Source organism: Fibrobacter sp., assembly GCA_024398965.1.
Taxonomy (GTDB): domain Bacteria; phylum Fibrobacterota; class Fibrobacteria; order Fibrobacterales; family Fibrobacteraceae; genus Fibrobacter.
Window position 1 is genome coordinate 37,404 of record JAKSIF010000008.1, and the last position, 21,467, is coordinate 58,870.

General features: G+C 44.3%; 12 protein-coding genes and 1 pseudogene. 7 read left to right on the forward strand and 6 right to left on the reverse strand.

What is annotated here, in order from left to right; genetic code table 11:
- Positions 1-11: 11 nt before the first annotated feature.
- Together uvrB and MJZ26_05500 are read right to left on the reverse strand one after the other, a co-directional pair.
- Entirely contained in the window at positions 12-2,210 is a 2,199-nt protein-coding gene (gene uvrB / locus MJZ26_05495) for an excinuclease ABC subunit UvrB (protein MCQ2105227.1), read from the reverse strand.
- A gap of 73 nt (positions 2,211-2,283) precedes the next feature.
- Positions 2,284-3,045, reverse strand: a complete 762-nt coding sequence (locus MJZ26_05500; GenBank protein MCQ2105228.1) for a hypothetical protein — start codon at positions 3,043-3,045, stop codon at positions 2,284-2,286.
- Positions 3,046-3,125: 80 nt separating this feature from the next.
- Here MJZ26_05500 and MJZ26_05505 point away from each other — a divergent pair, with 80 nt between their 5' ends.
- From MJZ26_05505 to MJZ26_05520, 4 genes are read left to right on the forward strand one after another with little or no spacing between them, the layout of a single operon-like run.
- Positions 3,126-5,357: a hypothetical protein gene (locus MJZ26_05505; protein ID MCQ2105229.1), complete on the forward strand. Its 2,232-nt coding sequence runs from the start codon at positions 3,126-3,128 to the stop codon at positions 5,355-5,357.
- A 9-nt stretch (positions 5,358-5,366) separates the two neighbouring features.
- Entirely contained in the window at positions 5,367-14,573 is a 9,207-nt protein-coding gene (locus MJZ26_05510; GenBank protein MCQ2105230.1) for a hypothetical protein, read from the forward strand.
- A 27-nt stretch (positions 14,574-14,600) separates the two neighbouring features.
- The gene (locus MJZ26_05515; protein ID MCQ2105231.1) at positions 14,601-15,266 is read left to right on the forward strand and encodes a hypothetical protein; all 666 of its coding nucleotides are present in this window, start codon (positions 14,601-14,603) and stop codon (positions 15,264-15,266) included.
- 3 nt (positions 15,267-15,269) lie between these two features.
- Entirely contained in the window at positions 15,270-15,908 is a 639-nt protein-coding gene (locus MJZ26_05520; GenBank protein ID MCQ2105232.1) for a hypothetical protein, read from the forward strand.
- A 41-nt stretch (positions 15,909-15,949) separates the two neighbouring features.
- On the opposite strand, the pseudogene MJZ26_05525 reads toward MJZ26_05520, so the two are convergent.
- Together MJZ26_05525 and MJZ26_05530 are read right to left on the reverse strand one after the other, a co-directional pair.
- A pseudogene (locus tag MJZ26_05525) lies at positions 15,950-16,282 on the reverse strand (DEAD/DEAH box helicase family protein).
- A gap of 23 nt (positions 16,283-16,305) precedes the next feature.
- Positions 16,306-16,683, reverse strand: coding sequence for a hypothetical protein (locus tag MJZ26_05530; protein ID MCQ2105233.1), 378 nt, complete (start codon positions 16,681-16,683; stop codon positions 16,306-16,308).
- Here MJZ26_05530 and MJZ26_05535 point away from each other — a divergent pair.
- Positions 16,682-16,945, forward strand: a complete 264-nt coding sequence (locus tag MJZ26_05535; protein MCQ2105234.1) for a hypothetical protein — start codon at positions 16,682-16,684, stop codon at positions 16,943-16,945. The two genes, MJZ26_05530 and MJZ26_05535, sit on opposite strands and share 2 nt — an antisense overlap.
- 24 nt (positions 16,946-16,969) lie before the next feature.
- On the opposite strand, the gene MJZ26_05540 is transcribed toward MJZ26_05535, so the two are convergent.
- Positions 16,970-18,121, reverse strand: a complete 1,152-nt coding sequence (locus MJZ26_05540; protein MCQ2105235.1) for an acyltransferase — start codon at positions 18,119-18,121, stop codon at positions 16,970-16,972.
- 23 nt (positions 18,122-18,144) lie between these two features.
- Positions 18,145-18,813, reverse strand: coding sequence for an MBL fold metallo-hydrolase (locus MJZ26_05545; GenBank protein ID MCQ2105236.1), 669 nt, complete (start codon positions 18,811-18,813; stop codon positions 18,145-18,147).
- A 109-nt stretch (positions 18,814-18,922) separates the two neighbouring features.
- On the opposite strand from MJZ26_05545, the gene MJZ26_05550 reads away from it, so the two are divergent.
- Together MJZ26_05550 and MJZ26_05555 are read left to right on the forward strand one after the other, a co-directional pair.
- Positions 18,923-19,693, forward strand: a complete 771-nt coding sequence (locus tag MJZ26_05550) for a DUF2334 domain-containing protein (protein ID MCQ2105237.1) — start codon at positions 18,923-18,925, stop codon at positions 19,691-19,693.
- A gap of 24 nt (positions 19,694-19,717) precedes the next feature.
- Positions 19,718-21,460, forward strand: a complete 1,743-nt coding sequence (locus tag MJZ26_05555; GenBank protein ID MCQ2105238.1) for an AMP-binding protein — start codon at positions 19,718-19,720, stop codon at positions 21,458-21,460.
- Positions 21,461-21,467 lie beyond the last annotated feature (7 nt).

Sequence of the window (21,467 nt, forward strand, 5' to 3'; positions counted from 1 at the left end):
CTGATTTTGGGCTATTTTCCCATGTCCCTGATGAGGTCGCGGAGTCGTGCGGCCTCTTCGAAGTCCAACTTGGCGGCGGCGGCCTTCATCTGGGCCTCCAGTTCCTCGATGGAAAGCTTTGCGGACTTGGCAGAACTCTTTCGGCCAGGAGTCTTCTTGGGCTTGCCCAGGGGGGCACCCTTGAACAGGGGAACATCCCCATTTTCGTCGTTGTCGGCGAAACCGTAATCGGCGTCGAAATCCGGGTCCTCGGCGGCCTTGGGAGTCCTGTCGCCGCGCCACAGGTCCATCAGCGGATCGTTGATGACCAGGTCCCCTTCCAGCTTGCGGCTGACGGACTTTGGCGTAATGCCATGTTCCTTGTTGAATTCCTCCTGCAGGGTGCGGCGACGGACGGTTTCATCGATGGCCTTCTGGAGGCTGTCGGTCATGTTGTCGGCGAACAGCAATACGGTGCCGTTTACGTTTCGGCTTGCGCGGCCCATGGTCTGGATCAGGCTGCGGTAGTTGCGGAGGAAGCCTTCCTTGTCGGCGTCCAAAATGGCCACCATGCTGACTTCCGGCAAATCCAGGCCTTCGCGCAAGAGGTTGATGCCCACCAGCACGTCGAACTCTCCGGTGCGCAGTCCTTTAATGAGGTCGTGACGTTCCAAGGTCTTAATGTCACTGTGTAAATACTTGGCCTTGATACCTGCTTCCACAAAATAGTCCGTAAGGTCCTGGGCCATCTTCTTGGTAAGGGTGGTGACCAGCACACGGTCGCCATTCTTGATGGTCTCCTCGATGCGGTAGAGCAGTACGTCCATCTGTCCCTGGATGGGGAACATCTCGATCTTCGGGTCCAGAAGGCCGGTGGGGCGGTTAATCTGTTCTGCTACCACACCGCCGGTCTTTTCAAGTTCGTATTCGCCGGGAGTGGCGCTGACGAACAGTACCTGCTTGGGATACATGAACTCGAATTCCTTGAAGTTCATGGGGCGGTTGTCCAGGGCGCAGGGCAAGCGGAAACCGTAGTTTACAAGTGTAGTCTTTCGGCTCTTGTCCCCTTCGGCCATGCCGCCTACCTGGGGAATGCTCACGTGGGATTCGTCCACCATCAGGAGCCAGTCGTCACCGAAGTAGTCGATGAGGGTAAAGGGTCGGGTACCGGGGCCGCGGTTTTCGATAAGGGCGGAATAGTTTTCGATGCCGGAACACATGCCGGTCTCGCGGATCATTTCCATGTCGTAGCGGGTGCGGCTGGAGAGTCGGGCGGATTCCAGGACCTTGCCTTCCTTGTCCAGTTCGGCAAGGCGGTCCGTCAATTGCAACTGCATACGCTGCAGGATTCCGGCTCGGCCTTCTTCTTTCGTGACGAAGTGCTTGGCGGGAGCGATGGTCATTTCTTCCAGCTCCTGGATGACCTCGCCGGTAATGATGTTGAAGCGCACCAGACGATCCACCTCGTCGCCGAACAGCTCGATGCGCATGCCGTCTTCGTCGTAGCTGGGGTGGATTTCGATGACGTCGCCGTGGCAGCGGAAGGTGCCGCGTTCCAGGCTGAAGTCGTTACGGGTGTACTGGATGCGGACCAGTTCATGAAGCAAGTCGTCGCGGTCCTTGATGTCGCCTTTTTTCACGCGGACCATCAGGTCGAAGTATTCCGCGGGGCTTCCCAAACCGTAAATGCAGCTGACGGAAGCGATGATGATGACATCGCGACGGGTCAGCAGGTTAGCCGTTGCACGCAGACGCAGCTTGTCGATTTCGTCGTTGATGCTGGCGTCTTTTTCGATAAAGGTATCGGTGTGGGGAATGTAGGCTTCGGGCTGGAAATAGTCGTAATAGCTGACAAAATATTCCACCGCATTCTTGGGGAAGAATGCCTTGAATTCCTGGTAGAGCTGGGCGGCCAAGGTCTTGTTGTGGGTGAGGATGAGGGTTGGCTTACCCACGTTCTTGATGACGTTTGCCATGGTGAACGTCTTGCCGGAACCGGTTACGCCAAGGAGCGTCTGGAATTGATCGCCCTGCTTGAAACCCTCGGTAATCTGCTCGATGGCCTTGGGCTGGTCGCCGGCGGCGCCATACTGGCTTACCAGTTCGAAGTTGGCGCGGGTTGGCGCCTGGAACTGACGCAATCTTCCCGGAAGGCTCTGCTCGGGGGAGAGAACCTTTGCTATCGGTTTTGCATACGGATCCGGGGTAATTGTCTTGCGCGCTCTAGCCATGAGGAAGTGATTAGTAGTTAGTGGTTTGTAAGCAGAGGGGGTGATGGAATGATTTGAATTGGTATGTTGGATTCTAGTCTTTTACGCAACGGATGGACAGATAATCATTTTTGTAATATCTAATTATTGCTGCGGAGTTTTTTTGTGTTTCGAAAAATACACCGTATGTGGAATTATCATCTTCTAAAGGTTTACCTGTCCACACTAAGGCAATGTAGCCATCAATTGCTTTGTCTGGTGTATATTTGAAATTGTTTACACCTATGCCTGTTGTAGGGATTGGGTACAGGGCGAAGCCGCAATCGTCCGTTCCGTTTGAGGTTTGCCCTGGGTTCAATGGAGTCCACCCCTCGGTTGCCTTTAAACGGGCTGCTGCGGTATCTATCCCACCAACGTTATCAAAAAGCAGTCTCCATTCAGTTTCTGTCGGCAGATGCCAGCCGTTGGGACATGCGTTTTGTGCGTCCACCGAGCTATATTCTCGACCTTTTTCTGAACAGGATTCCTTGGCGCAGGGAGAACCATTGTCAAAATTAAGGTTCTCGGCCATCCACACTTGGTTGCCGATGGTGGTGTACTTGTACACCTGTCCATCACGTTCATCAGTGAATGAACCTCGGTTCGGTTCGCCATATGCGTTCATCCCGTCGGCGGGGCAGACGACGCTTGCGTCAAAAGAGTCTTTAGGCTCCGAAGGGCTATCTTCGGAACATGCGCAAAGCAAGGAAACAAAAGCGGTAAAAAGAATGAACTTTGATTTCATGTGAACAAATATAGGTGATGCAGAATAGAATTTTTGCAGATAAAGTGAAAAAACGGGTGCTTTCGGAATCATTCGTGAAAATGTAAGAAAAAACACAAAAACGTAAGATTTGCAATTTCTAAATTTTTATGGGTGTTTTTCTCGGAGAAAAAATGAACAAAGTAATATCCCTCCTGTTGTTCTTTGCGGCGTTTGCCTTAGGTGCCGTAGTTAATCCATCTCAATCCACTTTGGCTATTTTGTTGGATGCTTCAGGCCTGTGTGATTCCTCTTCTTCTACATCTTGGAAGAATATGCAAATGACCAGCTTCCTGAAGGATTTCGCCTTCTATGGGGAGTCTGGTTCTATTTATTGCCATTCTTATGATGGTTCCTTGGACCCTTCCGAAGCGGTAGATGTGCTTTTTAAGGGGGCAAATTCTGTTTTTAGTAAGGCCCTGAATCAGTGGTCCCAGAATAGGAAAAATTCAACTTCTAAGAAAGTTCCCAATAAATTTGTAATCATTGCCGAAGGTGTTGCGGGTCTTGCTGCACGCGAGTATATCCAAAGTAAGGAATATCAAGGAGAAATCGATAACGTATTGTTCTTCAATACTCCACATGAGGGGTCCGGGTTTGCGGACCAAACTTTATTGAATGGCTCTAGTGTCTTGAATAAGGCAAAGTCTGTATCCGATTATAGTGATGTTATTCCGCTTGCGTTGGCTGTGTATCTGGTTGGCGGCAGTGATGCTCTAGAAAATTTGATGATGTCGCTTTTAAAGGAAGCTGTTCTTGGAATGGCCCAGAATGCAGGTGATATAAAGAAAAACTTTTTAAGTTATTTTGAAGATGCCGACAAAACCTACAAGTCCATGCTTTATTTGGCTCAGGATTTGGACCTGAATGATGATGCCTATAATGAGGTGAAACAGAAGGCTCAGGAAAAGAGACTTGAGTTGAAAAATTATGTTGGCAGTACTCAGTTATTGAATTCCTATTCTAAAATGAATGTTTTTGATCACCCCGCATATAACAATATTTATTCCTATGGCCTTCCTACAATTGGAAATGGACGACGTACTTTAGCGGATTTTGCTGATCAGGCAAAGAATCACGTAAGCAAAGAGAAAATACAGAAAGTCTTGACGGAAGCTGTGGCTGCTAAGGTGGACAATATTAAGGACGAGGCTAAAGCAGAAATTGAAAATATAATCTCCGAAGCCATGAAAAGTGACCTTGCTGCAAGTGCATTGCAGACTGCGAGTGATATAGCAAACAAGTATAAAGTACCTGCTGGTGAAATAGCGGAATGTATTCAGGATGTTTCAACCTTGAGTAAGTTGAAGTTCAATAAAGAAAACTTGTCAAGTTCTGTAATGAAGGTTATTAGCATTGCTAATAAATATTTGCCCGAAAAATACAAGTCAGAGCTGTTCTCTACCTTTATTGATGAATATTCGGAAAAAATAGCGGAACTTAATGACAAACTTAAGTCTGTAAAAGAAGATATGAAGAAGGGCATGGAGGTTGTTTCAAATAATCTTTCCAATTATGCAATAAATTTTTTCGAAGAAGGGACATTTGATGTCTCTGCCATAAGTGCTATTGGAAAAAATGTTCAGGCTTTTAAGGAATCTAGTGTATCGCGTATAGGATATTCCCTGAGTGATTTTGTTCAATCCAATAAAAGCAAATTCACGGATTTAAATAGTTATATGGACCGTGTTTCGGAAGTCGGTAAGTTAGAAGAACTTAGGGGAAATATTGACGATGGCTTGAAAATTGCTTGTGTAATTGCAGAAACGGCTAATCCTGGAGCGGGAAAGGCTTGCCGTGCCGGACAGTTTATGGCGAATGTAGCTCTTATAGCGAAGGTTTCCTCGGATATTGAGAATGCTATGAAGATGATTGGTTCGTTAAAAAATGCCAAGTATATTGCCGTAGAACAGTCTATAAACCGAAAAAATAAATATAGCTCCTGGCGTGATCATAATGGAACGTCAAAAGATATAGAATCTTCTGATATGGAAAGTATGCTGTTTGGAACGCCCATTGTTTCTTTGCAAACGGTTCGCAAAAGCAGTGGCTCTGCTGATTCTATTGTCCCTCTTGCTTTGTATAAAACTTTTGGTGATGTTAGTAATTACTTAGACATTTCGAAGGATGGATCTTCTTATGATTACCTGTTCCCGGCATCGGAATTTTCTGAAATAAGCCGAAATTCTTTGACTAATAGTAATGCCGTGATGATAAAGGATGCGGAAAGGTATGCTGCGTTAGATGGGTTTATTGTTAGAGATTTTATTCAGGAATATCGTTTTATAGTAGACGATTTTCAGCCGGATGAATTGCGCTTGATTAAGTTTGACTTTAATGCGAGAATGCAGATTGCTTATGAATGAGATGGTAATTTGTGGAATATTTACCGTGGAGTCGACAATAAATGGGAAACGAAGCCTATAGGGACGTTGTCCAAATCCCCAGTAACAAAAGATGGCTTTTTTGTATTTCGCCCGAAGGAGATTTTAAATAAGGACAAGACTACGGGGAAAGATAGTATATTGCTTAGTGCAATTCAAGAAGATGGCGCTAATAACATTAGCATTTATGTTGTGAACAAGGTTGGTTACGCCAATAATCAACGCATTACGTTCCTTTTCCAAGCAGTTGATTATTTATTGGAGGAGGGGTGGCCAAAATCCTTTGAAAAGGTGTCTAGAATGGATACCGTTGATTTTTATGCTAATGATTTGGGATATGGAGCAGATACGCGGGAACATCGGATAACGGTCGTTGGCCCTGATTTTGTTGATTCTACAATTAATGTCCAAGTAGATCGTGTGCCTGGTTCGGGGCACCGTTACAGATATTGGGCGGATTTGACCTCGATATGGAAACAACATCCCTTGCAAAATAGTACATACACGCTTAAGTGGAATCTTGCGTATAGCGTAAAGACTTTGAAGGCGGATAATTCCATAGGAAGCCAAGAGGTGAAATACACGCCGCAAACTATTGTGTGGGGAGATACCTCTAAGCCTATTTTGGAATTTGATCCCACTCTTTCTCCGTATGTGGTTTCTTCGAAAAAGGAAAATAGCATAGCTTATGTAGTTGCAAAAGATTCTGTTGATGAACGCGCTCTTCGTAACATTCGTGGATTTATCGTGCGAAAAAATGCAAAAGATGCGATAATGCTATTGCAAAAAGAGAATGTAAATGAACGATTCTATGAAATTGGATGGAACGGAAAGAACGTTTCTTGGAGTGGCATTGCTGATTTATATGTGCAGGCGTATGATTTTTCGAATCCAAGCAAAGCGATGAAGAATGCTATTGCAAAAATTTCCGGTGATTCCGCCTGGCGGGAGGTTCTGACGGGTGATTCTTTTGTGGATGGAATTAATGGCACTGTAATACATAAACAAATTCTTGTGGATAACGCTGCTCCGCAGATTTTAAATGATTCTGTTTCGGTATTGAGCTTTCACGATGCGGCTCTTCCGGCTTTCACAAAACAAAATGACGGTGCGGATTATGTTCTGAACGCCTTGGATACGCTAAGAATTTTGTTTGATGTAGATGAGATTTTATTTGGCAGGACCTCTGAAAATATTGTAGCGGAATTGACTTTTGCGGATTCTATTGACAATGGCAATGTTAAAAAGATTCGTTATTTGTTAAATGATTCAATGACGCAAAATAATAGACGCTTTGTATTTGTAGAACCTGAAGTTAATAGATTAGGGAATGGTGTTTATAGCTTGACAGTGGCCGTTACCGATGAAGCCGGCAATAGTTCTTCTAAAAAGTTGATTTCAAAATTACGCGTAGATCGTAGCGCTCCGCAAATTCGTGGAGTTACATTAGGCGATGTCGCTTATGGAAGTGTTGCTGAATTAAAGAAAGGTACAGGCTATTTGAGTCAATCCCTGGATGATGCTAGAAATCGTTCTGACTTAAGTTGCTTTGTAAAAGTGAATACGGATAAAGCGGAAGGGCCGTGGACTGGACCATTCGCCGAAACGAATACAAAGGTTAAAGCGGACGTGAATTTCATTTTTGACATCAAGTCTGCTGTTATTGATACAAGTCATGGTTTTTGGTATGTCTATTTGGGTTGTTATGACCATGCGGGTAATTTTGGCAAGAATATGAATTTTATGGGCGTCGGAAATCGCTATCCAGAAATAACTTTACCAGATAGTACTCCTACACCCCATAGTGGACGAATTTTGGTTAGGGGCATTGCACCAAATCCAGATGTGAATGGAAATGATAATGTAGGTGAATTCCGTTTATCTTGGCGAAATAAAAAAGACTCCATGTGGTATGAAGATGGATTGAGTTATCTTGTTTTTGACAAAAGTCTTTCTGTTTCTGAACGAGATTTGGCTGTATGGAATACTGCAGATGCTAAACTTTCTAAAGATGACTATGTGTTGAAACTCTCTGTAAGAAGTTGCGATACATGCGCATGGATTTCGAATGAGCGAAATGTAATTGTAGACGATTATGTTGTTCCTAGTTCAATTGGTGAGCCGAAGTTGGTGGTAAATTTACCTACCCAGAAACACGTTGCGGGCAATGAGCAGAGCGTGTCTATAGAACTTATGAATGTTGCTGATACCTCAAAATGGTTTGTTTATGCAACCATAGAGGCTCCCTCGCCAAGAGATTCCTCTGTTTATATAAAAGCAGTGGAGAAGTCTTTTGATTCCATGATTTTGTCTCCGTTTAGAACGCCTGCCGTAGCGTCAGATACGGGACTTTCTATATGGCAGGAAAGTGATGACAGTACCTGGCACGTAAGATACGCAGGAAATGCAAGTGGCATTATGAATAGGGGCGATTCAACAAGTATGAATCCTTTTTTGGTTGTTCGATTTGTTGATGGGAAAATAGATTTTGGAACTTCGCCAAACGCAGATTCTACAGAGACTCTTGGCTTTGTGATGGATAGTATAAAGGTTCATGTTGATAGTGTTCCCGATTTTACGGTTCCTGCTTACAATACGACCAAGAAGTGGCTTCTTGGAAAAGATAGTGTTCATCTGGTATTCAAAACGGCATCGTCCTTTACTGTTGATGTTTCTTCTGTGGATGGGGCCTTGTATAAGGATTCCCTGTCGCCAGTGGTTTATGTTCATCCAGAAGAATACAAAGCCCATGTAGTGTGGAATGGCTTGGTGAACAAGATGTATTCTAGCGGATCTCTTGTAAAAATGCATGTGCTTGCGTACGAAAAAGGCAATGAACAGAATATTATTAGTGAAGATGCGAAATGGTATTTGGAATATCAAGAACCCAAAATTGAAATTTCTAGCAATAACCTTGAAAAGTATTACATAGACTTTTTAAAGAATATGAAAGATTCTTCTAAAGTAAAAACGGCTGATTTTGGATTCCAGTTTAAGTTGACGGGTCGCTCAGCGTACGTAACTGCTGATATTATAGATTCTGATAAAAAATCTGTCTATTCCCTATTGGATAGTGAACTTGTCTTGGCGACAAATTCAAATCAATGGAATACACTACAATGGAATGGTGTGAAAGATGATAAGCTTATGAAACCCGGCTCGTACAATGTACGCCTTGTTGTTACGGATGCGAAAGGAAAAGTGATTGATTCGCTGTACTATCCGTTTAGTTTGAGCTTGGGAGCGAATTTGGTTGAGGCTCCAAAGGATTCTTCAAAGGGAATTGTGGCTGACTTGAAAATGGAAGAAGCTTTCTTGGATGAATTCGGTGATTATCGTTATGTGGGCAAGGCTGATTATTTGCTTCGTTCTGACCTTGTTGCTACGGTTTTACCCGAGAAGGAACGTACTTTTTATTATACATGGGATGTTTATGGTGGAACTCAGAGGCCTACCATGTATAAGAAAACAAGGCCCAGTCTTGGTATTCGAAGATCCCGTGACGAATTTGAGGCGACTGTCGTGACGCTTGTGATGACGGAATCCCGAGTGTATGAGATACAGGATAGTAAAGATTGGTATGAATTTGACTTAAATGGCTGTTATGAAGCGAAACATTCAAAAAGCCGCCATTATTACTATAGAATGAATGTGCAGAGAGAAACTTTCAAGAAGAATGAAACTGCTAAGGAAATTTTGTTAGACCTTGATTCTTTGAGGCATTTAGGTGAGAGTACAGCCTATGGATATAAGTCAAATACAAAAGAAGTTTTGCATAACTTGGCTGCCATAAAAATTTTGCCTGCGAGTTCATTTTATGAAGTTTTTACCCGATTAGGAAACAGTACAACATATTTTGGAGATGCTGTTGCGGATGTCGGTAAAACATCTGCGGATGAATTTAAGTGGGAGAATGTGTATAAGAATGAAACGTACACAGGAGATGTTTTGCGTGAAACAAAGATGGCGTATTGGTTTGGCAATTGGGGTGGTCAAGCTCTGTATTACGAAGCGGTAAATACGGATTTTGCCATCATGACGAATTCGGACAATTTGACGAATGCTTTTGGTTTATCGTCAAGGACTGAAACTGTTTGCAAAGCAGATGATATTGCTGCATCCGTTTTAGCGAATGTCGATGACTCTTTTGTTTGTGGAGCGAGAAATGCAAAGGAAGAAGTTGATAAGGACGTTGTTGCGAAGTTTAATCCTCATGCTTATATGATGGATGTGAAATTGAAGCCTTTTACGGGTGAAGAGTCTTTTGTCATAAAAAAATTTGACAAGCACGATTGTGTTGAAATGGATGGATCAGGTTCTGATATAAAAGTCAAATTTGTTCTTGAAATGAATCCTGAGTATTGGGATCCTAAGCCAGAAAATTGGGGCACGAACAACTTGGCGAACCGCTATGTTCGCTTTGACCCGATAAACAAAACGCTTTATGGGGGTGATGGCTATGTTACAAAACTTGCTAATCAGAGGGACTCAAATTTTTACAATTTCTATAATGGCAATCAGTGGGTCTCGGATGGTACTTTTGATAATGGCCCGACTGTATTTGAAGCCCAACGCTTGCCAATGAAATTGGAACCGGAAAATCCGCTGTTGTTCAATGATGAAATTAACGGCGCGATCAATTCTTCGAATCTGAGTTGGCGATTCTATTTGGGTAGCGGAGACGTCGCTTATAAAGCAGAGGCCAAAGGCCCCAATGATTCGCAGTTGGCAGTATTTACAAGTAATGATGAGGATGCCGTGAATGGACATGACAAGGATATCGGCAGTGTGGCGAATATCTTGAATTGTAAATTTGATGTGGCTCCCATGATGACAACGATGTCTGCTAAATCGGCGGGAATTGTCTATACGGATAATTCTTTTGCTGTGGCTTATCCCTATGATAACGGAACATGCGCTTTACCAAGTGACAAGAATAAGGATTATCGTTTTTATGGTTGTGACAAATGGGTTTCTAGAGTCCATTATAAACAAAATGACTGGACTGAACAAGAATGGAATGCAAAGTATCTAGAAAATGATTACTATCGTAATCCCTTGACCGATGCCAGCGTAAATAAATATTTCCTGGTAAACTCCACTTCTCCGACAAATGCTGGTGTGGCACAAAAGATTGATTCGGTAAAGGTTGATTCTGTTACTTGGAGTGCTGAACTACAAGAACCCAATTTTGACATAGATAATTTATTGAGCGGAAAATACGTTCTTAAATCTAATAGTCGGAATTCGGACAATTGGGATACTGTTTCTTCAAAATCAGGTAATGGTATACGTTATACTATATCTAATAAGGGACAGTCCTATTTGGCTAAGTTGGATTTCTACCGATCAAAGGATTCGATTTTTGTTGCTGATACAAGTTTGAACAATAGTATTTCTTTGAAAAGTGTTGTTAATCAAAATCAAAAGGATTCCATACTTTCTACAAATTGGGCGAAAAATATCTCTGTAGGCAATGTTGCTGTATATAAGAGAAATATGGAGGGCGATACAAACCTCATCGAACATCCTTACTTTAAAGCGTCCTATGATTCCCTAGGTAAACAATTTAATGTGAATCGAACTTCTTTGGACGTTTATGCATCAAGAGAAGATGAAATCATTTCATTGCTTGGCCGAGTTCCTTACGCAGTATGTGATTGGAATGTCTCGTATATTCAAGATGGTATGCGATTCAACGTGACTGGGAAAAATTCGGATACTTTGGACACAACTGTACCTTATCCGATTAAGGTGTCAAAGAATGTTAATGAACTTCAGGGGAACACCTCGTTTTTCTTGACTTATAGTGGTCTTAACAATATAACCTATTATCGTCAATTGGATGTCCGCATAGGAAAACTTGTAAAACCTGAAGACTCTATAACGGTATATTCTTCATATCACAATGTGTCTGTACATTTTAATAAAGGTTCCTGGGAAAAAAATACAGATGTGACTGTGCGTACCATGGATCCGAGCGAGTGCTACGATTGTGAACTGTTTAGGAATATGGTACCGGTAGGCCCTGTAATAGAGGTTCTCCCTTCTCACAAATTTGCTGCAGGTAAAGAGCCTCTTGTTACGATGGATATTTCTAGAACTTCATTGGAAAAAGATAATGTTGATCCGCGTAACTTGAAAATTTACAAGCCCGATGTTCAAAATAAGAAACTTGTTCCTTTGGAAACGTTTGGCCTTGTCTATCTTGATTCCAATCTTGTCGTTTGTAAAGATACGAGTGCGTCTGCCTGGTCTTTTGTAAGAATAACTGCAAAAACATCAACATTCTCCAAGTTTGTAGCACTTGATTCTTTGATGGCCGATAGTGTTGAAATTGCAGATTCTATTCCAGAGGAAATAGGGATATTCTCCTGCAGTCAAATGGACTCTTTGTGGGGAGATACACTATGGATGGGAACGGCCAACGGTTGGCTAGAGTATCCTTATTTGTGCGATGGAAAGAGTAATTATCTTCTTCAGTTGAAGAATTCAAGCAATGTGGCAGCAGAGCATCATGGTGCTTCTGAACGTCCGATTATTTGGCGTGCAAAAAATACAGATTTGAATCAAATTGATTCCCTGTATCAATCGTTTATCGTGTTCTATGGGCTTGATGGTAATACAGAGCAAAAGCTGGGTCCTGTTGTGAAATTGGATTCTACAGCTCCGGTGATTGAAAATGTTGACATCTCGGTTTCCGATAATGGCGATGGACGTATTGTTCATGTGGCTGCAGATGTCTATGAAGCCGAAAGTAAATTGAAAGGGACTACAATGGAACTTTTCCTTGGTGGTAGTCTTGTGGAAAGCATTACCATTCCCGAAAATGGTATTTTGCAACATGACTTTAATCTAAAGAAAAAAGACCTTTATGAATGTATCGCCTGTATGGCGACCATTACGGTTATTGCAGAGGATTACGGTCATAATACGGATAAAGTTGTAAAACAAACGGAAAAACTGTATCCATATCCGTCTTCTTTGATTTTGTGGTATCCGCTTGCAGAGGGGGCTGGAAATATTGCGTATGAAATCATGACGAAAGATAAATCTAGGCGATTGCACATGGATCTTTCTTCCGTTAACAAGCCATGGGGTGCTAAATATGGTGTTAATCTAACAGCGAAAGATTCCGCAAGTAGCAGATATATATTACCTGCTTTAGATACCCTTCGTCCCTTCTCTTTTGAATTTAATTTTAATTCCAATAATACTCAAAGGGAAGATTGGTCTATTCTAAGTTTTGTCGGGAAAAATGAGTGGACATTTGGCCTTGGAACGTACAATCGTTATTTCTTGAAGGTTGGCTCTGAACAATTCTACTTCAATACAAAACGTGAAGCGAATATCCCTACGCACCTTGTGGTTGTGGTGGATGGAACGAAGGCTAGCCTTTATAAGAATGGCAAATATGAGGAAACCATAAAATTGAGTAAAGAACTGCTTTATGGAGGTTATGGAAAGCTTTCTATTGGCGCTCGTAATGGTGTGCGTAGTGCTGGCGGTAGCATTTCTAACTTGCGGTTCTATTCTTCGGCACTTACCGAAGAACAGATCCAAAGTATATTCGAAGGGGTCCTAAGTGTGGATGAGGTGAATTTTGCCGCAGTTCGCGCAGTAGATTTGGAGGATAGGGACGGCCTTGTGGTTGATCAGTCCTGTTCAGCTCCGGGCAAGGCTTATCTACGTCAAAAGTCTATTGGCAATGACGGTGTGATGACTTGGAATGTTGACTTGAATGCCGATAATTATTCCCTCTATCTTCTTCATAGGAATTATGTTTCTGAGGACTCCAGGGTCGAGATTCTTGTTAATGGAAATAGCGTAGGAATATTTAAGTTGACTTCTACGGGTCTGTGGAAGAGCGAGAAAATTGTAAATCTTGGACTTAGTCTAAACTCCGGTGTCAACGAGATTGGCGTTCGTCCATTGGGAAGCCTTGGTGTGGCTGCAATAGCTTTAGCAAGCAGTAGCGCCAATATTGAAGATAATCAAATCAGTTATAATGAATCTTCTTGGGTTGACCCAGATCCAAAGGTGAGGGTGCTTATGAAGTACGAAGCCATGGACGATAAAAAATGGACTCAGGTTCGCTTTGATTTGCGCAACATGACTGACGAGTCCCTTGAAAATGCAAGAATTCGCTACTATTACAAGGGAGAAGGCGAAAATGTAAGTGCAACATCGTTCTTCCCTGATGCTCCAATGAGTGTTGTTAATGATGCCGGTTCTGTTTTCTATGCTGAATTTGCGTTGACTGAGGCGATTGCTGCCTATGGTACGGCTTACTTTGGTCAGGGACCATTAATTGGCCTGCATCGAATCACTTCTCCAACCAATTATTTCCCATATTGGGACAAAACCGATGACCCAAGTTATCTTAAGGACGCTGAATTTGGCTATGCCAATGCAACGGGTGTAGCCCTGCTAGATGGAGACGGAAACTTGCTTAACGAGTTTGCTTGCTACGATGAAGATGGACCTGTGCAAAAGGCCAAAATCAAGGTTCGCGCAATGGCAATGGATTATGAATACGGTTCCGCAAGTGCTAGCAATCTTGCTGTGTATGTTGAAAATACTGGCAGTGCTCCTATTGATGGTTTTGAAATGCGTTACTATTTCAGGGATTCTGCAAAAACGGAATTCGATGTGAACTGGAGTGCCTTTGCGACTAGCCAAATGGTTAATGCCGGTGGAGATTTGTACTATATTTCGTTTGTGTACGATGTTCTTTTAAATCCGGGAGATAAGTCTGATTATGGTAGCGGCGTGCAGTTCGCGGTGCATCATCCAAATAGGACAATCGATTTTAACGCGAAGGATGACCCCTCCCATTATAATTTGAATAATTACGGAATGGTTGAGGCCGATTCTGTCGTGGTGCTGGATAAATTGGGTAATTTGCTCTGGGGTAATGCTCCTCAGCCAAAATTTAGTGAAGGTTATGTTCCCAATGAAAAATATGCAGACCTTGTGCATAGGGAAGGTGACGTAATTTACGTGAATATTGAGGAAAACGGTTATTACATCCTTGAAATGGTGAATGCCATGGGTGCCCCGTTGAAAACGCTTTATAAGGGTTCGTGGGACATTGGTGAACATTCGGTGGCAATTGACGTTAAGTCTATTCAGCCTTCGAGTTATATTGTACTCCGAAGAGGAACAGATATATTGTCGTGGAGTCTTCTGAATTAAGGAAATGTTTGTATGAGGAATTATAAAATGAGGTATCAAAAACTACTAGGTGTTAGCTTTAGCTTGATTGTTTCCTTGCTTTGCGCGTGTTCCGAAGATAGCCCTTCGGAGCCAAAGGATACTTTTGACGCAAGCGTCGTCTGCCCGGAAAATCAAAGGGGGACGTTCACCGACGAACGCGACGGACAGGTGTACAAGTACACCACAATAGGCAACCAAGTGTGGATGGCCGAGAACTTGAAATTCGACGCACCGTTCAGCCTGTGCTATGACAAAATCGAAGGCTTCTGCGATACGTTCGGCAGGTTCTATTCGCTACATATTGATGGTGAGGATTTGGGACTCTTTGACCGGGCTTTGCTAGACACCATTTGCCCTGCCGGGTGGCATGTGCCCTCTGTGGACGAATGGAATGTATTAGCTGAAAATATGGGGGGGGCGGAGTTTGCAGGTCCTAGGTTGATGAGCTCCTCTGATTTTGGGGAACGGTATACTCCAGGAACTGATGATTGCGGATTTGATTCTAAACCAGCAGGAGAATGGCTGTTAGACGGGACCATATCTGGCAACTATGCTGTATATTGGACATCAACCGCTAAAGACTTTGATTTGTCGTATGTGGTGGCTATGGGAGTTGGTTTTACAATAGGACAAAACTATCCCAAGCATTCATTACGTTGCATAAAGGATTAAGCTATGAAAAAAACAACATTTCTTCTTTTTTTGTTTTTGGTTTCTCAATCATTTGCCCTCTCGTTAGAGCAGGTAAAGGCGGCGCTCAAGGAAAAAACAATTCCTCGAGATTCCATTGAAATGAACCTTCGTACGTCTGTTCGCGCTGCGGGTGTGTATCAGCAAACTGATGTTTACTTTGTGAGCAAAGGAGAAAACAAAAGCTACACTGAAATAAAAAGTAATTTTTTAAACCAGCGAAGCATTGTGAATGGAAATAAAATGAAGGTTGTGGATTTAAAGACGAATAAGTCGCAAATCCTAGATTACAATGCCGAAGCATTGAAATCGTCATCCTATGGAAATTTCAATCCGTTAGATTCGGGTGAATGGAAAGAGCCGAAGTTTTTTTCAGATGATACATATATTATACAGGGATCCGCTGGAACGTTGTATTACAATAGTAAATTGAAGCGTATCGAAAAATTGGAGTCTGTGAAGGACAATGCCGATGTTCTTACCACGTTCACTTATGATGCGAACAACAATATGAAAAAAATGGTTGTGTCGGTGTTGGTCAAAGGTGTGGAAAGTATTGTGACAACCGAGATCCTTCGTATGCAGAAATCAGATAAGGTTCCAGACAGAATGTTTGAATTCTGATGCAAATTCCAACCCATTCAAGGATTGTGGTGCAAAAATTCATAGAGCTGGGCGGCCAAGGTCTTGTTGTGGGTGAGGATGAGGGTAGGCTTACCCACGTTCTTGATGACGTTTGCCATGGTGAACGTCTTGCCGGAACCGGTTACGCCAAGGAGCGTCTGGAATTGATCGCCCTGCTTGAAACCCTCGGTAATCTGCTCGATGGCCTTGGGCTGGTCGCCGGCGGCGGCGTACTGGGAAACCAGTTCGAAGTTGGCGCGGGTGGGCGCCTGGAACTGACGCAATCTGCCCGGAAGGCTCTGCTCGGGGGAGAGAACCTTTGCTATTGGTTTTGCATACGGATCCGGGGTAATTGTCTTGCGCGCTCTAGCCATGTATCAAAGATACATTTATAGAACTAGAAGGGCTCGCGACTGTCCCAGATTTCCTTAATAGTTTCGCAAATATCTTTTTTAGATTCAACGGATCTGCCGGTTAACATGTAAATGGAACCATTTACAATGGAAGCCATTACGCAGCGTTGGTACTGGTCGTTTGTGGATTTGATGTAACCGAATTTCTGTTCGTTGTTGTAGACAGGTCCGGTGGTTTCTGCCTGGCTGATGACCTCATGGCGGGAAGTGGCGTAGTCAAAGTCCCACTTGAGATAATACTTCACGAACTCCTCATCGCTAGCATTTTCTTCGATGGTGAAGGTGGAATCCTTGTAGAGAAAATTCTTTTTCCCGCCTCTTAGAGAGACTTCCTCGTTGCCTTTTACGAAGGTAAATGCCATGAGCTTTTCTTCAAGTGAAAAAGCATCTTGTCTGAACTTCCAATCAGTTATTATGAAGGTATATGCTTCAGGGACAGGAATGTTAAGTTTCCATCCGGAGCTTATTCCAAAAACAGAAAATTTCGATACGGACGGTGCAACTTTGCTTGGCCCAGAACAGGCGCAAAAAATGAGTCCGAGGAAGAGCGTGAAAAATTTTTTCATAGATAATCTCCTTGTCCTAAATCCAGAATTGAATATAAAAAAAACGATACATCTGTAAAGGGAAGGGAGACCATGTACGAGGTTACTTTATACTCAGGCTTTCTTTGGCAGAAATTTTTTCCTTGCCGATAAGCTTGTACAGCTTGTTTCGGAAAAGAGGAATGGTGGCGACAACGCCTGCGACGACGACTAAAACGCTTAGGTAGGCGATACCCGGTTTATCCAGTTCCGCCTTGAACACGATTCGCAGCACCAGCAGAATCCACCAGTGAACAGCAAGAATGATAAGGGCGTTTCGTGAAATGTTCCGCAGGATTCCCTTGAAGATTGCGATGGGCGCGACGTTAGGCAATTTGGATAAAAGCTGAAAAATTCCAATGAGGCCTGCAATTCCCAAAATGGAACTTCCCACAAATCGGAAAATGTTTTTCCCAAGGGTGTTGTTCATGATGCTGAACCAGGGCGTGGCTTCGTCGATGATGGCGTATAGCACGAATGCTACGATGGTTCCAATTAGCAGAGTTACGTTCCCGACCCTGGAATTGATGTTGCCCAGTTTTTTGATGGGCTCCTTGCAAAGCCAGCCCAGCGCAAAAAAGGCTAGGCAAGTGCAATCGCGCTCGATGCCCAGAGGCAAGCGGATGTGGCTTTTAAAAAGCAGCCAACCGGCGATTAAACTGCTTGCGGCAATCACCGCTATAATTATTTTCTGCAGGACTGGATTCTTCGCGTTGCTCAGAATGGCGCTGGTTTTTTGCACTCCAAAGAACATCAGGCTGATGGAATACAGCGTGAATACGAACCAAAGCGGGCCCGACCCGATGCTGGATTTTCCAGCTACGAAAATTTTTGCGAAATTCCAACCGATATACTGACTGACATTCTCGATATTCGGCACCGTATTCATGATTGTCATTTTGGGGGCTCGGGGGAACCACTCAAAATTCCATACTACAGGATCCAAGGCTAGGAATAGCAGTGAAAGCCAAATGTAGGGGAGGAGCAGAACCTTGGTCTTATGCAGAGCGTAGCTCTTGAAATCAGCGAATCGTCGGGTGCTGAAAAGTACGCCCGAGATAAAGAAGAATGTGGACATGCGCATGGCGCTGAGCGCTTCCATTCCCAGGCTCACATTCTTGAAGGATTGCTCCACATGGAAAAGGCAGACCAGCAAAAGGACGAATCCCTTGTATTCGTCTATCCACTGGATGCGATTTTGCGAAGCCCCTCCCATTGAAATCCTGCTCACTGGAATTTTTAGAAGTTGGAACGTTCATCACCGATGGTGGTGAAGGGACCATGACCGGGCAGAACAATGGTGTCTTCGGGCAATGTAAGCAATCGAGTCTTTATGCCGCTTACCAGCATGTCGTCGTCACCGCCGAATAAATCGGAACGTCCACGGCCGCCAGCAAAAAGAATGTCTCCTGCAAAAAGCAGTGGCGGAACTTTTCCTGCTGCAGTTCCGTTGAAGACGACTTCACCTGGATTTTCGCAGTAAAAGGCAATGCCTCCGGGAGAATGGCCTGCCACATGGATAACCTTCAGTTTTATACCGGGGACATCTACAATGTCGTCGTGGGCCAGATAGTCGCCAAGTGCGGGTGCGGCCTGTTCGAAGGGCATGCCGTACATGGAACTTTGTTCTTCCTGGAGGTCCAACAAAAATGCGTCTTCTTCGTGGGCTTCTGCCTTTACGTTATAGGTGTTTTCTATAAAGGCGTTGCCAAGAATGTGGTCCAGGTGAAGGTGTGTATTTAGTAGTCTTTTGATTGTTAATTTGTTTGTAGATATGTAGTCTGCCAGGACCTTTCTTTCCTGGATGTTTGAAACGCTTGGGTCTATTAAAATGGCGTCTCCGGCATCGTTGTTTAGAATAAATGCGTTTACGCCATAGGAGTTGACTACATATTGCTGAATTTTCATGCTTACGAATATAAAAATTATTGCTTTTTTAAACTTACAACGGGCGTCTCCTCAGTGAAATTTCTATGTTATGGAGTGTCAATAAACAAGTCAAAAAAGTGGTAATATTATGGAAATCAATAAGGATATTGCTGACATTCAAGCTGCCGAGGCAAGCCAGCGCAAGAAGAAGAAATTCATCCTGTGCTACCATAATTTTAACGTAAAGAATTACAAGCGAGCTGCTGCTGAAATTCGCAAGATTTCCGAAGAAGCAGGTTCTCCCATTTCTATCGCCGTGGTTCCTTCCATTGGCGGTGCTCCTGAATCCGAAGCAGAAGAATTCCGCGAGGAAATTGGCAAGTTCATGGATGAAGGTTACGAAATCATCCTTCATGGCGCACGTCACCGTGCAGATCTTTTTGTTAAGCGTTCCTTCCAGGGTAAGATTGGACTTTGGCTTTCCAGCAATGGTGCAGAATTTGCCGGCTTGGGCAAGAACCTGTCCCAGTCTCTTTTGACCCGCGCTCTCGCCCTGTGGAAGGCCCATGGCTTTGGTTTGCCGTCTGGATTTGTTGCTCCGGTATGGTTCGGCAACAAGTTCCTCAAGAAGCAGGTTCTTAGCCTGTTCGATAACTACGAAGACTTGTTCCATATCTACAAGAAGACCAGCAGGGGCTCCAGGGCAATCAAGTCCCCGCTGTTCACCTTCTCTATTTTCCCCAAGCCTCTCGCAGGCCTTGCCCAGACAATCGCACTTCTGGGCCTTACGATTAACTCTGGCACTCCCCGTTTGGTTTTCCACGCAGGCGACTTCCAGAACATGGGCGAAGATCGCGTACTTGGTTTGGTGCGCTACGCTAAGGTTCAGCGTGAAAAGGTTATGTATCGCGACCTCTAATGGTTTTCGCAATCAGAGGATACTATGATTTTAAACAAGTTTCTGTCTCGCGTAGATTACGAATCCTACGAAGACCTGCACCAGAATTTCAAGCTGTCCATTCCGGACAACTTCAACTTCGCTTATGACGTCGTGGATGAATATGCCAAGAACGAGCCTAAGCGCGAAGCCTTGGTCTGGTGTGATGACAACGACGAAAGTCACATCTTCACCTTTAAGGATTTGTCCATCGCTTCCCAGCGTACGGCCAACTTCCTGGTAGATCAGGGAATCAAGAAGGGCGACCGCGTTATGCTTATCCTGCGTCGCCATTATGAATTCTGGTTCTTTATTCTTGCCTTGCACCGTATTGGCGCCATTGTTATTCCTGCGACCAATATGCTTTCTGCCCACGATCTGGAATACCGTTTCGATGCTGCAGAAATCAAGATGGTGGTTTCCTACGACGATCCTGCCTTGCAGAAGGAAGTTGAAACTGCTGTTTCTAGAACCGATTCTGTGAAGAAGCTGGTGACTATCGGTCAGCCCCGTCAGGGCTGGATCAGTTTCTACGACGATTACGAAATTATGCCTACGGAGTTTGCCCGTCCTACAGGTGAGGCTGGAACCCGTAATGATGATATTATGCTGGTCTACTTTACCAGCGGTACTTCTAGCAATCCCAAGATGGTGGCACACACCTTTACTTATCCGTTGGGACACATCAATACCGCTCGCTTTTGGCAGCATGTTGTTGATGGCGGCCGTCACCTGAGCATTGCCGAGACCGGTTGGGCAAAGGCCATGTGGGGTAAGATTTACGGCCAGTGGATTGCAGGTTCTGCCGTATTCGTTTACGACATGAAGGTGTTCATTCCCGGTAAGATGCTGGAAAAGATGGCTCAGTTCAAGATTACCACCTTCTGCGCACCTCCTACTGCTTACCGCGCCTTGCTGCTGCAGGACCTGAGCAAGTACGACTTGTCTAGCCTTACCTACTGCGTAACTGCAGGTGAAGCTCTTAGTTCCGACATTTACAACAAGTGGCTGGAAAAGACCGGCCATAAGCTTCGCGAAGGCTACGGCCAGACCGAATCTACCCTTATTACGGGAAACTACGAATGGATGGAACCCAGACCGGGTTCCATGGGCATGCCTTCTCCGGGTTACAAGCTGGACATCATTAACGCCGACGGTACATCTTGCGGTGTTGGGGACGTTGGCGAAATTATCATCCGCATTGACGACGGCAAGCCCTTTGGTCTGTTCGGCGGTTACTACCGTGATCCTGAACGTACCGAAAAGGTTTTTGAAGGCGGCGTGTACCACACGGGCGACACTGCCTGGCGCGATAAGGATGGCTACTTCTGGTTCGTTGGCCGTACCGACGACTTGATCAAGACCTCCGGCTATCGTGTAAGCCCCTTCGAAGTGGAAGAAGTTCTCCATCAGCACCCTGCTGTAATGGAAGTGGCTGTGACTGGTGTTGAAGACGCCACCCGCGGTCAGGCCGTGAAGGCTACTATCGTGCTCCACAAGGGCTACGAAGCTTCCAGGGAACTGGCTAAGGAAATCCAGCTGTTCACAAAGAAGGTGGCTGCCTCCTACAAGAGCCCCCGCTTTATCGACTTTGTATCTGAGCTTCCCAAGACCATTAGCGGTAAGATCCGTCGTGCCACCATCCGTGACAACGACAAGGCCGAGGCCGAAGCCAAGGCTAACGAAGCCGCCAGTGCAACTCCAGATAACCAGATCCAGTTCCCGGAAAAGAAAGTTTCTGAAAACTAGTGAGACA